This window comes from Mycobacterium neglectum (assembly GCF_002591975.1).
Taxonomy (GTDB): Bacteria; Actinomycetota; Actinomycetes; order Mycobacteriales; family Mycobacteriaceae; genus Mycobacterium; species Mycobacterium neglectum.
In genome coordinates, this window is sequence record NZ_NVQE01000022.1 from 1 (window position 1) to 14,039 (window position 14,039).

A 14,039-nucleotide genomic window follows, 5' to 3' on the forward strand; every position below is an offset into this window, starting at 1 on the left:
CAGGGTCAGATGTGTATAAGGGGCAGCCGTGGCCGCGCTCATGGATATCCCGGAGGCGCTGCCCGTCGGTGTCGCGTTCGAGGGCGGGCTTCAGCCGAACACCGTCCTGGCTGCCCGTGCTGTCAGCCAAAGGTTCCCCCAGATCGGCGAGATCGGCGGGGTCCGGCCGGACTCCAAGCCGTGGCATCCGAGCGGCCTGGCGATCGACATCATGATTCCGAACGCCGAGAGCCCTGAGGGCATCGCGCTCGGGGACGAGATCATGGCGTTCGCGCTGGCCAATGCGGGCCGGTTCGGGCTACAGGATGTGATCTGGCGCGGCACGTACTACACGCCGAGTGGTCCGGCCGGATCGGGCTACGGGCACTACGACCACGTGCACATCACCACGACACCACGACGCTGACCGACGAATCGTAAGCCCCCGCAAGGTTCATTGCGGGGCGTCAGATTCACTGCGGTTGTCGGTAGAAGATCATGCCGCCGTGATGGAGTTCGTTCTCGGTGACGAAGACTCCGTCGGCGGTGAACCCCGAGTCATCCCAGTACTGGATGTTGCTGCCACGCACTTCGTAACGGCCGGTATAGGCGCTCTCGCGTGCGCCCCTGGCTTCGTCGTAGCGTCCACTTGGCAGGAGTTGCTGCCGGATTCGTCCGTCTGCGGTGACCCACATACCCAGATAGCGATGATCGGCCGTGTGTTCCTGTTGGGACGTGGGCACAACCGAGTCGGCGCGGGGCGTTGCCGCCGATTCGCATGCGACGGTGACGAGCAATGCGCAGGCGATCACCACAGACGCCTCAAGTCGACGGACACCTCGTGGTCGACTCATGATGGGCGCACTCTTTCCAGAAGCTCGTTCAGCGCCACGAGGTCGAGATATGCCGTCACGCGCACTACCTGGTCATCGCGCATCGTCATCACCCAGACGTAGCTGTTGACGTAGGGGCGGCCGTCCCGCGCTGTTGCGGTGCCATCCCAGGCCGCCACGACGACATCGTTCTCGGTGATCAGCTCCCGTATGTTCGCTTGGATCGGCCCGGTGAGGCGAGTCAGGACTGGACCGGCACCGTCCCGTAGGAATTGCGCTCGACTGGTGTAGGTCGTCTGCCCGACGGCACGCGCGACCGTCCACTGCACGTCCTCGGCCAGGATCGAGTAGAAGCTGTCCTCGCCGCCGACGCCGAGCGCAAACGCGTCGCGCACCACCTCGGCGTTGCGCTGCTGCTGCCCGGTGCGCACCAGTTCCTCTGCGCTACTGGTCGCACTGAAACCGACCATGGTGACCGCCGCCACCACGGTCGCCGCTACGACCGTAACGGCACGCGGAACGCATCGCATGAAGTCAAGTGTCATGACACCGAACGTAGAGACACGCGCCCGCGCCTGGCAGGACCCAGCGCTCCTAGGTTCAAGGCTCAGCCAGGTGGCCGATGTCTACCGGGAGACGTCGCGCCGCAGGTTTTGCGTGGCGGTCGCGGCGATGCTGCCCAAGAGCACCAGCGCATCGGCGCTCGATGTCGCCGGTTCGGCTTGGTAGACGACGAGCTCCTGACCCGGTGACGATTTTACGGCGAACGTCTGCATGTTCAGCGTGAGCGTTCCGACAGAGGGATGATGAAACGTCTTCGAGGCCAATGTCTTTCCGCGGGCATCGTGCCTCGCCCACAGCCGTCGGAACTCGTCGCTACGGTTCAATAGTTCGGCGAGCACGGCTTGGACCCGGGGATCACCCGGCGCAGCGGTGTACCCGAGCCGGAATCCCGCGACCGAATTCGCTGCGATCGCCTCCCAGTCCGCGTAGAAGTCGCGGGCACGGGGTTCGGCGAACACCAGCAGCATCAGGTTCCCGCCCGCACCGAATTCCTCGAACAGCGCCTCGGCGAGCGGGTTGGCGGCCAACACGTCGTAGGCCCTGTTGTAGACCAGCGCGGGATTGTCTGGCCAAGAGGCCATCAGCCGCAATAACGCGGGATCCACCCGGTCCGCCACCCGGGGGCTCCGTAAGCGAGGCGCGAGGCCTGCCAGCCGAAACAGATGCTGACGTCCTTCGTCGTCGAGCCGCAGCGCAGCGCCGAGCGCATCGAGCACCTGCACCGACGGCGCGGTTTCTCGGCCCTGCTCCAGGCGGGCGTAGTAGTCGACGCTGACGCCCGCCAACAGCGCGACCTCTTCGCGGCGAAGCCCTGGCACGCGACGAAATCCGGTCGAGACCAGGCCCGCGTCATTCGGGCTCACCGACCCTCGCCTGGCGCGTAGGTAATCGCCGAGTTCAGCCACGGTGCCCACCTTAAGCGTGGGCGTCCCAGGCTTCCTGGGTGCGCTGCACCCAGAGAGCGATGGGTCCTGGTGGTGGCAGTGGTGCGGCGGCAGCGTGAAGGGCATGCCAGCAGACAAGGTCGTTCTCGTCACCGGTGCCAGTAGCGGCATCGGTGAAGCCATCGCCGTTCGCCTCGCCTCCGAAGGACATCACGTCGTAGCAGGAGCCCGACGCGAGGACCGGCTCGCTGCACTTGCCCGCCGGGCCGGGCTGGACGTACGCCGCCTCGACGTGACCGACCGCGCCGACGTGGCGGCCTTCGTGGATGGCGCCGTGGCCGACCACGGACGCGTCGACGTCGTTGTCAACAACGCCGGAGTGATGCCGCTGTCGCGGCTGGACGCACTCCAGGTCGATCAGTGGGATCAGATGATCGACGTGAACGTACGCGGGCTGCTGAACGGAATCGCCGCCACACTCCCGCACTTCCAGCGCCAGGGCAGCGGACACTTCGTCACGGTGGCCTCCGTCGGTGCGCATGAGGTGGTGCCGACAGGGGCGGTGTACTGCGCCACCAAGTTCGCCGCGTGGGCAATCACCGAAGGGCTGCGCCAAGAAGTCGACCCATCCATCAGGGTCACTACGGTGTCACCTGGCGTCGTGGAATCCGAACTGGCCGAGTCGATCACCGACGCCGGGGCGGCCGAAGCAATGCGGCAGTATCGTGCGGCATCGATTCCCGCGGACGCGATCGCCCGAGCCATCTCCTACGCGATCGGCGAACCCGCCGACGTCGACGTCAACGAGCTCATCATCCGGCCCGCCCGCCAGCGCTAGGTGTAGCCGGTCAGCTGGCGACTACGTAGACCACCGAAGCCAGTGCGAAAGACATGAAGCCGATGGCCGTGGCGACGACCGTCCACGTCTTCAACGTCGTCACCGTGTCGAAACCGCAGAAGCGCCCGATCAACCAGAAGCCGGAGTCGTTCACGTGCGAGAACGTGATCGAGCCGGCGCAGATGCCGACGACGACCGCCGCCAGCGGGATCGCACCGAGGTTCATCTCGGCCACGGCGGGGGCCATGATCGAACCCGCGGTGGTCGCCGCGACGGTGGCCGAACCCTGCGCGACCCGGAAGATGATCGCGACCAGGAATCCGGCAAGCATGACCGGCAGACCCACCGCGTCCAGGCCGTCGGCCAGGGTCTGGCCGATCCCGGTCTCGGTGAGGACTTTGCCGAAGGCGCCACCCGCACCGGTGATCAGAATGATCGAGCAGACCGGCGCCAGCGCGTCGTCGACGAGATCCTCCAGCAGTCCACCGATCGGTTCGCCGCGTCGTCGTCGCGGTACGACATACAGCAACACCATGGCCAGCAGGACGGTGATCAAAAGTGCCATCGAAGTCGTCCCGATCAGGCGGGACAGCTGGAACGCGATGCTGTCGTCGGCGACGGCGCCATCTGCCTCGAGCGTGGAGAACACCGTGTTGAAGAAGATCAACACCAATGGCAGCAACAGGACGAAGATGACAGTCCAGAAGCCCGGTCGCTCGTCCTCTGGGTAGTCCTTCGGTTCGCCGAGCAGGTTCGGCACCGGCATGTTCGGATAGCGCTTGGCGATGAGCAGAGCCAGTCGGTAGCCGGCGAGGTACCACGTCGGCAGGCCGACGAGCAGCGCGATGATGACCACCATTCCGACGTCGGCACCCATCACGGTTGCTGCGGCTGTGGGGCCGGGGTGGGGCGGTGTCAGCGCGTGCATCATCAGGAAGGCACCGATGGAGGGCAGCACGTAGAGCATGAACGAGCCGCCCAGGCGCCGAGCCACGGTGTAGATGATGGGCAGCATCACGATGAAACCGGCGTCCAGGAAGATCGGGAAGGCGTAGAACAGCGAGGCCACGGCGAGAGCCAGTGGCGCCCTGTCCTCACCGAACCTCTGCAGCATCTTGTCGGCTAATGTCTGTGCGCCACCGGTCATTTCGACGAGACGCCCGAGTACGGCCCCGAATCCGACGAGCAACGCCACAGTGCCGACGGTGGTACTGAAGCCGTCGATGACCACGCTGACTACGTCGCCCATGCTGATGCCGGCGGCGAGACCGGTCAGCACGCTGACCACGATCAGCGAGAAGAAGGCGTGCAGCCTGACCTTGATGATCAGGAAGAGCAGCACCGCAATGGCGACGAGGGCGATGGCGACAAGCAGGGCGGCGGGCCGCTCGGCAAGAACTACTTCATCCATGAGATTTCTTCCGGATTAGCAGACGCGGGAACGGTCGTCAGCGACGCCGACCCCGATCTGGGGTTTGTCAGGATCCCTTCGGCGCCGGCCCGAGTTCGCGCAGCAGATCGCCCATGCGGGAGTAGGCCTTGTTTCGGTAGGCGATGACTGCGGCCTTCGTCTCGTTGTCGAAGTCTCCGGTCAGTCCCTTGCCGTTCTTGGTGCCCTCGCGTCCGGCGGCGACGGCGTCGGTGAGCAATTTGGGGGTGGCCATGCGATCACCGAATTCGTTCTCCAGGGTGGTGTATCCCTTGGCGTATACCGGGAGTCCGGCTTGGTCGGCGATGGCGAACGGGCCGAAGAACCCGAGCCGGAAGCCGAAGGTGGTGCGGACGATGGTGTCGACATCCTCCACCGAGGCCACGCCCTGCTCGACGATGAGAGTCGCCTCCTTCAGCAGTGCGTACTGCAAACGGTTCAGTGCCATGCCGGGTGTGTCGGCGACTTGGGCACCTTCACGCCCGGCCCGTACCAGGAGGTCTTTGACCGAGTCGATGACCTCTTGGGTGGTGGCCTCGCCGGCGACCAGCTCGACTCCGGGGATGAACGGCGCGGGGTTGGAGAAGTGCACGGTGAGGAACCGCTCGGGGTTGCTGACGGCTTCCACCAGAACCTTGACCGGGATGGTGGAGGTGTTGGTACCGATGATCGTGTCGGGACGTGCACTCTTGCAGATCCGCGCCAGGACTTCCTTTTTGACCTCGGGATCTTCAAAGACGGCCTCCATCACGAAGTCGACATCGGAGACGGCGTCGTCCAGGCTATCGCCGGCGGTCAGGTTGCTCATGATGGTCTGCGCGCTGCCAGGGTCGAACAGTCCCTGTTCCTCGAATTCCCCGGCCTCCCTCTCCAACCGCTTGAGGGCCTCGTGGGTGGCTTCGACGCTGACGTCGGCGATTTGGACCTCGAAGCCGTTCAGGGCGAGGACTTGAGCGATTCCGCCGCCCATGTAACCGGCGCCGACGACTGTGACGGTGTTGATCTTGCTCATGCGATGCCCTTCGGGTTTGGAGGTCAGGCGAGTGCGGACGAGAGAACTTGCTCGATGTACTCCCGATTCTCGGCGCAGACGCCCAGGGAGTCAGAGCCGTAGTGCTCGCAGCAGAACGGCCCTGAATAGCCGAGTTCGATTGCCAGACGGATCATCTGGCGATAGTTGATGTATCCGTACTTCAACGGCAGCGGAGCGGAGCTATACGCGCCGGTCGCCGGGTCGTAGTCGCGCGAGTAATTCTTGATGTGCCAGAAGTTCGAGTATGGAAGGACTTTCGCGAACATCTCACTGAAATGTGGCATCGGCCGGTGCAATCGGATCAGGTTGCCCAGATCCGGGTTGAGACCGACGGCATCGTGGTCCACATCGCGGATGAAGCGGACTGCCTCGTCGGGTGTCCCGATATAGGTGTCCTCGTACATCTCGAGACTGAGTTCGATCCCGTTGGTCCGGGCATGGTCACCGAGCTGGCGGATGCGTTCCACTGCCAGGTCGCGCAGAGCGGGGTCGTCGACGTGGCCCACGACCAACCAGAACCAGATGTGCTCGCTCTGCTCGGGCGTGATCGCTTGCATGAAACCGGTGTTCACGATGGTCGCACCGAACGACGGTGCCAGATCGATGAGTCGATGAGCGTCGGCGAGGTTCTGCACACCGTTTTCAATGTCGACGACAGAGTTGCGGGTCATCGAGATGGAGGAAATTGCCAACCCCTCGTCGCTCAGGACGGTGCGGAATTCCTCGACACGGCTGTCCGACAAAGCAGCCAGCGGGACCCAGGCGTCGGTCGGATCGATGTAGTCGAACCCCAGTTCGCGCACCTGGCGCAGTTGTGAGGCCCATACAGCGGCCGGGGCGTCCTTGATGTGGCCGCCGTCTGGCGCGCGGTTACCGAACCCGAGCATGTTGGCCGAGATCGGCCAGGTGTGAGCTGAATACATCTCCGACTTCCGTAGTGGTCTAAGTCACAAGGCTCTAATCGCATAGGATATAGGATTATCGGGTCCCGCTGTCAACGCAGGCTAAAATTGAGCCCCTGAATCAATGCGGCGTTGGCGGCGTGGCTTCGAGCCCGACGTGTGCGCCGGGTGCCTGCGCCGAAAGGGCTGCGGAAAGGCTGGACGTGGGACCCGATGAGTACCCGGTGGCGGTGCGCAGCACACTCGTAGACCAAGTTTACGAGCGGCTGATCGAGTTACTGCTCGATGGCACGCTGCAGTCCGGGGACGCGATCAGCATCGATGGAACCGCTCGGCACCTGGGTGTCTCGCCAACGCCGGTGCGTGAGGCATTGGCGCGCCTGGAGTCCACGGGCAATGTCATCAGGGTGGCCATGCGCGGGTACCGTGTGCCGGAGATGCCGGGCGCCAAGGAGATGGCCGACATCATGGACGCTCGACTGCTCATCGAGCCGCGGATGGCCGAATTGTCCTGCGCCCGAATCGATGCCGACCTCTTGAACAGCCTCCAAGACGCTATCGACGAGCAGGAGCGCGCACCGCATACTTCCGATGCCGCGGCTATCAGGATGTACCACCGCGCGGACGAGCGGTTTCACCGTCTCATCGCAGAACATGCCGACAACAGCGCGCTGTTGCGGGCCTACGATGCGCTGGGCGGCCACGGCCAACGCTTTCGGCTCTTCATCGGAGTGGGGGTCCAGGATTCCGCCTGCGCGATCGCCGAGCATCGCGAGCTTCTGGCCGCGCTGCGCCGAGGATACGGCCCCGAGGTCTACCGCATCATGCACGCGCACATCAGTGGCGTGAAGGAGCGGGCGTTGGCAGAACACGCGCAGGCCGAGCGTATCGAGCAGCGGCGACGCGCACCGAGTCGCGTCAGGGCATCCTTGACTGGCGCAGCTGACTAAGCGCCCGAAATCCTATACGATCAGGTGATCGCACACGGCGCCGAGCTGTTGGTTCTCACGGGCTGACCCAGGCGCATCCCGAAGGACGGAACAATGACGTACCTCCTCAATTCCCCGGACGACTTTGCCGACGAGGCGGTGCGCGGGCTTGTTGCCGTCCACCCCGACCTCCTCGTGGAGGTTCCCGGTGGCGTGGCTCGCGCGACGCAGACTCCGCAGGGCCAGCCGGCGCTCGTCATCGGCGGCGGGTCCGGGCACTACCCGGCCTTCGCCGGGTGGGTCGGGCCCGGTATGGGCCATGGTGCGCCGTGCGGAAACATCTTCTCTTCGCCCTCCGCCTCGGAGGTGTATTGCGTAGTGCGAAACGCCGAGAACGGTGGCGGCGTCATCCTGGGATTCGGCAACTATGCCGGGGACGTCCTGCATTTCGGTCTCGCCGCGGAGAAGCTGCGTCACGAGGGAGTCGACGTCCGCATCGTGAAGGTCAGCGACGACATCGCTTCCAATGGTCCGGAGAATCATCGCGACCGCCGGGGTGTCGCCGGTGACCTGCCCGTCTTCAAGATCGCGGGGGCGGCCATCGAGGCCGGTGCGGATCTCGACGAGGCCGAGCGACTGGCCTGGAAGGCGAATGACGCGACCCGGTCGTTCGGCCTGGCCTTCGACGGGTGCACCTTGCCCGGGGCCGACGAACCGTTGTTCCACGTCGAGAAGGGCCAGATGGGGGTCGGACTCGGCATCCACGGCGAGCCGGGCGTGCGGGACGACCACCTCGGCAGCGCGGCCGAGGTCGCCGACCTGCTATTCGACCAACTCATGACCGAAGAGCCGAAGCGCGGCGAGCACGGATACGACGGCCGAGTTGCCGTCATTCTGAACGGGCTCGGCACGGTGAAGTACGAGGAGCTCTTCGTCGTCTACGGGCGCGTCGCCGAACGTCTTCAAGAGAAGGGGCTCACCGCCGTGCGCCCGGAGGTCGGCGAGTTCGTCACCAGCCTGGACATGGCCGGTCTGTCGCTGACGCTGGTGTTCCTCGACGACGAACTCGAAAAGCTGTGGTTGGCACCGGTGGAGACCCCCGCCTATCGACGCGGGGCGATGCCCGATGTCGACCGTCCTGCGCGCACCGGCATCTGGGACGCGGCAGCGGCAGAGATCCCCCAGTCGAGCGAGGAGTCGCGAGCCTGCGCCCAGACCATCGTTGCTGTCCTGGAGACATTTCAGAACGTATGCGCCGAGAACGAGGCCGAGCTCGGCCGCCTCGACGCGGTTGCCGGCGACGGCGATCACGGCCAGGGGATGATGTTCGGCTCCCGTGGCGCGGCTCAAGCGGCCCGTGCCGCCGCGGACCAGGGTGCCGGCGCTCGGACCACGCTGCTGCTGGCCGGTCAGGCGTGGGCCGACGCGGCCGGGGGGACCTCGGGCGCGCTCTGGGGCGCGGCGCTGACCAGCGCCGGGGGCGTCTTCTCCGACACCGAGGGCGGCAGTGACCAGATCGCGGTCGATGCGGTCAGCGCCGGGATCGACGCCGTCATCCGTCTCGGTGGCGCCAAGCCGGGTGACAAGACGATGGTCGACGCTGCCGTGCCGTTCCGTGACACGTTGACAGAGGCGTTCGACGTGGAGGCTGGCCCCGCCATCACCGCTGCAGCCCGCGTGGCGCGCGAAGCAGCCGACAAGACCGCGGAGATTTCGGCGCGATTGGGCCGTGCGCGGGTACTCGGTGAGAAGAGCCTGGGCACTCCGGACCCTGGCGCCCTGTCGTTCTCGCTGCTGATGGCAGCCCTTGGCGAACATCTGACGCGATGAACAAGACACCTACGAGGAGCACAGCATGGCACTGAGGATCGTAATAGGCGGCGACAAAGCAGGATTCAACTACAAGGCGGTGTTGCGCAAGGATCTCGAGTCCGACGAGCGGGTGGAAACCGTGGAGGACGTCGGTGTCGACGATCCCCAGGACGACACGTCCTACCCGAACGTCGCAGTCGCCGCCGCCGAGAGGGTCGCCAGAGGCGAAGCGGACCGGGCGCTACTGATCTGCGGTACCGGCCTGGGCGTCGCCATCGCCGCGAACAAGGTGAAGGGGATCCGTGCCGTCACCGCCCACGACATCTACTCCGTACAACGCTCCGTCCTTTCGAACAACGCGCAGGTGCTGTGCATGGGTGAGCGAGTGGTGGGACTGGAACTGGCGCGAGTCCTGGTCAAGGAATGGCTCGAGGTGCAATTCGACCCGCAGTCCTCCTCGGCGGCCAAGGTCGATGACATCTGCGCCTACGAGAGTGACTGACACGGCGGTGATCGCCGCGGGCCCGTTGTGGGTCGGCACCAGCTGGAAGATGAACAAGTGTCTCGACGAGGCCCGTTCCTACGCCCGTGCGCTTGCGGACTATGTCGGTCAGACCGGCCCTTCGGGAGTGCAGCCCTTCATCATCCCTTCCTTCACCGCGCTCGCCGCCACTCGCGCCGAACTTGGAGCCGATTCGCCGGTGCTGCTCGGGGCCCAGAACGCGCACTGGGAGGACGAGGGAGCGTGGACCGGCGAGGTGTCCGTCGCCCAGGTGAAGGATGCCGGCGCCCAACTCGTCGAGATCGGCCACTCCGAGCGTCGCGAGCACTTCGGCGAGACCGTGGACACGACCCGGCTCAAAGTGGCCGCTGTCCTGGCGCACGGGCTCGTGCCACTGCTGTGCATCGGTGAGAGCGCCGAGGTCAAACGCGGGGGTGGTTCCTCGCGATTCATCCTGGAACAGGCGAGCGGGGCGATCGACGGTCTCACGGCAGATGAGCTAGCCCGCGTCCTGATCGCCTACGAGCCGATCTGGGCAATCGGTGAGAGCGGTCGTGCGGCCACCGTCGAGGAACTGCGGGAGCCGTTCGCAGATCTGGGGCGCGAGTACGGCGGTCACATAAGGGGATTGCTCTACGGCGGCTCGGTGAATCTCGACAACGCCGAGGATCTGCTTGGGATCGACCACGTCACCGGACTGTTCATCGGCCGCGCCGCGTGGCAGCTGCCTGGCTACCTGCGACTTCTCGAGATGGCCGCGGCCCACCCCAAGGCAGCCGGCTGAGGTTTGCGTAAAGCTATGAAAGTACGCCGCCAGCAACGGGTTTAGAGACTCCTTCTCCGTCCGCAGCTAATTCGGCTGAACGGGGCGATGCCGTAGGGTTGGCGCGTGGACTTGTTGCTCGGAATCGACCTCGGAACCGGAAGTACGAAGGGCGTCCTCGTCGACAAGGCCGGTTCGGTTGTGGCCTCAGAATCGATCGCCCACTCGATGGATCTGCCACGGCCCGGCTGGGCCGAGGTGGACGCCGAGGACCTGTGGTGGCGAGAGGTGTGCTCCATCAGCGCCGCGTTGATGGCGAAGATGCCCGCGGGTGCATCCCTGGCGGGGATGTGTGTCAGCGGCGTCGGACCCTGCCTCGTCCTGTGCGATGACAACCTGCGACCGTTGCGGCCCGCGATCCTTTACGGCGTCGACACCAGGGCAGCCGCCGAGATCGAATCGATGACCGCCGAACTGGGCGAGCAGAACATCCTGGACCGCGCCGGCACTCTGCTGTCGAGTCAGGCCGTGGGGCCGAAGCTCGAGTGGGTGTGCCGCCATGAGCCCGAGGTTTTCGACAGGGCCACCGGCTGGTACGGCTCGAACTCCTACATCGGCGCCAAGCTGACAGGTGAATATGTGATGGACCATCACACCGCCAGTCAATGCGATCCGCTGTACGCGATACGCCAATTCGATTGGAATCAGCCATGGGCACAACGAATTTGCCGGCACCTGCCGTTGCCACGCTTGGTGTGGCCCAATGACCTGATTGGCTCCGTTACCGCGGCGGCCGCCGACGCGACGGGGCTACCCGTGGGCACCCCCGTTGCGGCAGGCGCCGTCGACGCCTTCTCCGAGGCGTTCTCCGTCGGCGTGCGCCGACCGGGCGATCAGATGCTGATGTACGGCTCGACGATGTTCTTGGTGCAGCTCATCGACGAGTATCACAGCGACCCTGCGTTGTGGACCACGGCCGGTGTCGAACGGGGCAGCCTGGCGTTGGCGGCTGGCACATCCACGGCGGGCAGCCTGATCGCATGGTTACAAAGTGTTACCGGCGGAGCGTCGTTGGACGAACTGACGGCCGAAGCGCAGAGCGTGCCGCGCGGTAGCGAAGGACTACTGGTACTGCCGTATCTGGCCGGCGAGCGGACCCCGGTGTTCGACCCGCTGGCACGCGGCATCGTGGCCGGGCTGACGTTACGCCACGGACGTGGGCATCTCATTCGGGCTGCCTACGAGGGGATTTCGTTCGGCATTCGGCAAATTCTCGAGCGCTTCGATGACGCCCACAGTGCCATCAGAACGGTGGCCGTCGGTGGTGGCCTGCACAGTCCCGTCTGGGCGCAGGCGGTCAGCGACATCACCGGACGGCCGCAACTGGTTCCCGAACAGGCCATCGGCGCGAGCTACGGCGACGCGCTGCTGGCCGCCATCGGGGTTGGGCTGGTGCCGCCCGACACCGATTGGACGAAAATCGCTCGCGAGATCGAACCAGACCCGCGCCACCGCGCGCTTTACGAGGACCTGTACCTGACCTGGCGCGAGCTTTACCCCGCCACGCGCGATCAGATGCACCGGCTCGGTGAACCCGGACCCGACCCCGAAACCCCGCAGCGTTAGCCCATCGTGTACCCGCCGTCGACGGCAATATCGACGCCGTTGACCATTGCGGCCGCATCCGAAGCCAGCCACACCACCGCATCAGACACCTCCTGCGGAACAGCGAAGCGACCCAGCGGAATTCGAGCAAGCATCGGAGCCGCCTTCTCCGGCTCGCCCCATACTCGTTGGCCCATTTCCGTGAGGACCACCGTGGGGCACACCGAGTTCGCCCGAATGCCGTGGGCGCCAAGCTCGCGTGCCAGCACCTTGGTCGCCATCACCAGCCCCGCCTTGGAAGCGCAGTACGCGTAGTGGTCGGGAAGGGGTGAAAGTGCGGCCGCCGACGCCACCGTGATGATGGAGCCGCCGGTGCCCTGCTTGACCATCACGGCGCCGACCGCCGATGCCAGCAGCGCAGGCGCCCGCAAGTTCAGGGCTATCGTCTGGTCGAATAACGCCGGGTCGGTCTCCAGCGCCGGCTGTGGATGCGAAATGCCAGCGTTGTTCACCAGCAGGTCGAGGCCTCCGAACGCCTCGGCAGCGAGCTGGGCGAGCCGCCTGGGTCCATCCGTCAGAGCCAGATCGACTGCGGCGGTGCACACTTCGACATTGAACTCCGATGCCAACGCGGCCTTGGCCGCCGCGAGCTCACTTTCGTCACGCCCGCTGAGCACAAGTCGGGCGCCGGCTGATGCAAACGCCCTTGCGATGTCCGCTCCAATGCCCTTGGTGGCACCGGTGATCAATGCGCGCTTGCCGTCCAGCCGCAGTACCCCCGCGTAGCGGGGTGCCGACTTCGTTGTCATTGCGCGCCTTTCGCCGGCATGTCGCCGTCACCCAGGCTGGCGAGGATGGCCGTCGCGGTAGCCGGATCCGTCACCAGCTGGTTGAAATAGCCACCACGCGCGCCGGCGATGATCGATTCGACCTTCTCCTGCCCGACCGCAACCGCGATCGTCACCGGGACGTGGCGCAACACCTCGAGTTCGAGGGCGATCAGCCGCTCTCGTCCGTCGAAGTCGACTTCGTCACCGGCCCGGTCGTAGAATCGGGAGCACACGTCACCTACCGCGGATCGCAGTGAGGTTGAATCCGTCGGCACGAAACCCGGTATGTCCGAACGCATCAGAGGTGGCGCACCGACGCCCATCAACGCGCAGCGCGCGCGGGGCCAAAGGTGCAGAACCCGTTGAATGCTCGGATCCTTTATCAGCGACGGATAAAGGTCCGGTCCAGGCAGCGCCGGTGCGAAAAGGTAGTTCGGCCGTCCGCCAACCCGGTTCGCGACCAACCGGGTGATCTCGTTGGTCTGATACCACTCCTCGGGCTGGTCGTTGCCGCCGACGGTCGGCGCGACGAGGACGCCCGGGAGCGAGACGAGCTCATACTGCGCTACTTCGTAGACAGTGCGACCCGACGACACCAGCAGTACGTCACCGGGCAGCAGCGCCGCGGCTGCCAGTGCGCGACCAACGGCGGGTGCCAGTGGCCCTCCCATCACGTCGACAATCGTCCGTCCCGCGCCAGGGTTGGGAAGCGAATGGCTGAGGAAAACCGTCGACAACGACAGCGCACGCGCAAGCCGATCGGTCAGGTGGCTGGCAGCCACCTCTTCAGGCGGCACCACCTCGATGCGCACGATGCCGCGCCGTTTCGCCTCGGCGAGTAGGCGGCTCACCGTCGCCCTGCTGGTGCCCAGCTGTGCCGCGACATCGGCCTGGGTGGCGTCTTCGGTGTAGTAGAGCTTCGCCGCCGTGTACAGCAACGGCGCGGGAAAATGGCCCGCGTCGACGTCCGAAACGGTGCCATCACCGGTGCTCGGCTGGGTGGGCTGTGCTGACGGTGGCACCTGACGAGTATGGCACTGCACATCTGCGCAGGACGCATTTTCTATGAACATTTGTTCTGGACATTTGTACAGCCTACGAATTAGTGTGATGGCAACCACACAAATATCGCGCAG

At 65.4% G+C, this 14,039-nt stretch carries 14 protein-coding genes and 1 pseudogene; 7 read left to right on the forward strand and 8 right to left on the reverse strand.

The window, feature by feature from the left end:
• Nucleotides 1-31: 31 nt before the first annotated feature.
• Nucleotides 32-406, forward strand: a pseudogene (locus tag CSQ99_RS17725) (VldE C-terminal domain-containing protein); the annotation flags it as partial.
• A gap of 46 nt (nucleotides 407-452) precedes the next feature.
• Here CSQ99_RS17725 and CSQ99_RS31430 read toward each other — a convergent pair.
• The 3 genes from CSQ99_RS31430 to CSQ99_RS17740 form a co-directional block, all read right to left on the reverse strand.
• Nucleotides 453-833, reverse strand: coding sequence for an Atu4866 domain-containing protein (locus CSQ99_RS31430; RefSeq protein ID WP_099040321.1), 381 nt, complete (start codon nucleotides 831-833; stop codon nucleotides 453-455).
• The gene (locus tag CSQ99_RS17735; RefSeq protein ID WP_245908970.1) at nucleotides 830-1,357 is read right to left on the reverse strand and encodes a nuclear transport factor 2 family protein; all 528 of its coding nucleotides are present in this window, start codon (nucleotides 1,355-1,357) and stop codon (nucleotides 830-832) included. Before CSQ99_RS17735 ends, CSQ99_RS31430 begins: the two co-directional genes overlap by 4 nt.
• An 81-nt stretch (nucleotides 1,358-1,438) precedes the next feature.
• A complete protein-coding gene (locus CSQ99_RS17740) occupies nucleotides 1,439-2,281 on the reverse strand; it encodes a helix-turn-helix transcriptional regulator (protein ID WP_245908971.1) in 843 nt (280 codons plus the stop codon).
• A 103-nt stretch (nucleotides 2,282-2,384) separates the two neighbouring features.
• On the opposite strand from CSQ99_RS17740, the gene CSQ99_RS17745 reads away from it, so the two are divergent.
• Nucleotides 2,385-3,098 carry an SDR family oxidoreductase gene (locus CSQ99_RS17745; RefSeq protein ID WP_099040398.1) on the forward strand — a complete coding sequence of 238 codons (714 nt, stop codon included), beginning with the start codon at nucleotides 2,385-2,387 and terminating at the stop codon, nucleotides 3,096-3,098.
• Nucleotides 3,099-3,108: 10 nt separating this feature from the next.
• On the opposite strand, the gene CSQ99_RS17750 is transcribed toward CSQ99_RS17745, so the two are convergent.
• From CSQ99_RS17750 to CSQ99_RS17760, 3 genes are all read right to left on the reverse strand, one after another.
• On the reverse strand, nucleotides 3,109-4,509 hold the full coding sequence (locus CSQ99_RS17750; RefSeq protein ID WP_099040323.1) for a GntP family permease: 1,401 nt from the start codon (nucleotides 4,507-4,509) through the stop codon (nucleotides 3,109-3,111).
• Between the two features lie 67 nt (nucleotides 4,510-4,576).
• Nucleotides 4,577-5,539: a 3-hydroxyacyl-CoA dehydrogenase family protein gene (locus tag CSQ99_RS17755; RefSeq protein ID WP_099040324.1), complete on the reverse strand. Its 963-nt coding sequence runs from the start codon at nucleotides 5,537-5,539 to the stop codon at nucleotides 4,577-4,579.
• A gap of 23 nt (nucleotides 5,540-5,562) precedes the next feature.
• Nucleotides 5,563-6,483 (reverse strand): sugar phosphate isomerase/epimerase family protein, encoded by a 921-nt coding sequence (locus CSQ99_RS17760; protein ID WP_099040325.1) that lies wholly within the window; start codon nucleotides 6,481-6,483, stop codon nucleotides 5,563-5,565.
• Nucleotides 6,484-6,602: 119 nt separating this feature from the next.
• Between CSQ99_RS17760 and CSQ99_RS17765 the strand changes: the two genes are divergently transcribed.
• From CSQ99_RS17765 to CSQ99_RS17785, 5 genes are all read left to right on the forward strand, one after another.
• The gene (locus CSQ99_RS17765; RefSeq protein ID WP_099040326.1) at nucleotides 6,603-7,412 is read left to right on the forward strand and encodes a GntR family transcriptional regulator; all 810 of its coding nucleotides are present in this window, start codon (nucleotides 6,603-6,605) and stop codon (nucleotides 7,410-7,412) included.
• A gap of 93 nt (nucleotides 7,413-7,505) precedes the next feature.
• Nucleotides 7,506-9,221: an L-erythrulose 1-kinase gene (gene lerK / locus CSQ99_RS17770; RefSeq protein ID WP_099040327.1), complete on the forward strand. Its 1,716-nt coding sequence runs from the start codon at nucleotides 7,506-7,508 to the stop codon at nucleotides 9,219-9,221.
• A 25-nt stretch (nucleotides 9,222-9,246) separates the two neighbouring features.
• Nucleotides 9,247-9,705, forward strand: coding sequence for a ribose-5-phosphate isomerase (locus tag CSQ99_RS17775; RefSeq protein WP_099040328.1), 459 nt, complete (start codon nucleotides 9,247-9,249; stop codon nucleotides 9,703-9,705).
• Complete coding sequence (locus CSQ99_RS17780) at nucleotides 9,698-10,489, forward strand: triose-phosphate isomerase (protein ID WP_281258490.1); 792 nt, start codon at nucleotides 9,698-9,700, stop codon at nucleotides 10,487-10,489. The genes CSQ99_RS17775 and CSQ99_RS17780 overlap by 8 nt, the downstream gene beginning before the upstream one ends.
• Nucleotides 10,490-10,594: 105 nt before the next feature.
• Nucleotides 10,595-12,094, forward strand: coding sequence for an FGGY-family carbohydrate kinase (locus tag CSQ99_RS17785; RefSeq protein ID WP_099040330.1), 1,500 nt, complete (start codon nucleotides 10,595-10,597; stop codon nucleotides 12,092-12,094).
• Here the strand turns inward: CSQ99_RS17785 and CSQ99_RS17790 are convergent.
• Complete coding sequence (locus CSQ99_RS17790; protein WP_099040331.1) at nucleotides 12,091-12,882, reverse strand: SDR family NAD(P)-dependent oxidoreductase; 792 nt, start codon at nucleotides 12,880-12,882, stop codon at nucleotides 12,091-12,093. The genes CSQ99_RS17785 and CSQ99_RS17790 overlap by 4 nt on opposite strands.
• A complete protein-coding gene (locus tag CSQ99_RS17795) occupies nucleotides 12,879-13,925 on the reverse strand; it encodes a sugar-binding transcriptional regulator (RefSeq protein ID WP_099040332.1) in 1,047 nt (348 codons plus the stop codon). The genes CSQ99_RS17790 and CSQ99_RS17795 overlap by 4 nt, the downstream gene beginning before the upstream one ends.
• Nucleotides 13,926-14,039 lie beyond the last annotated feature (114 nt).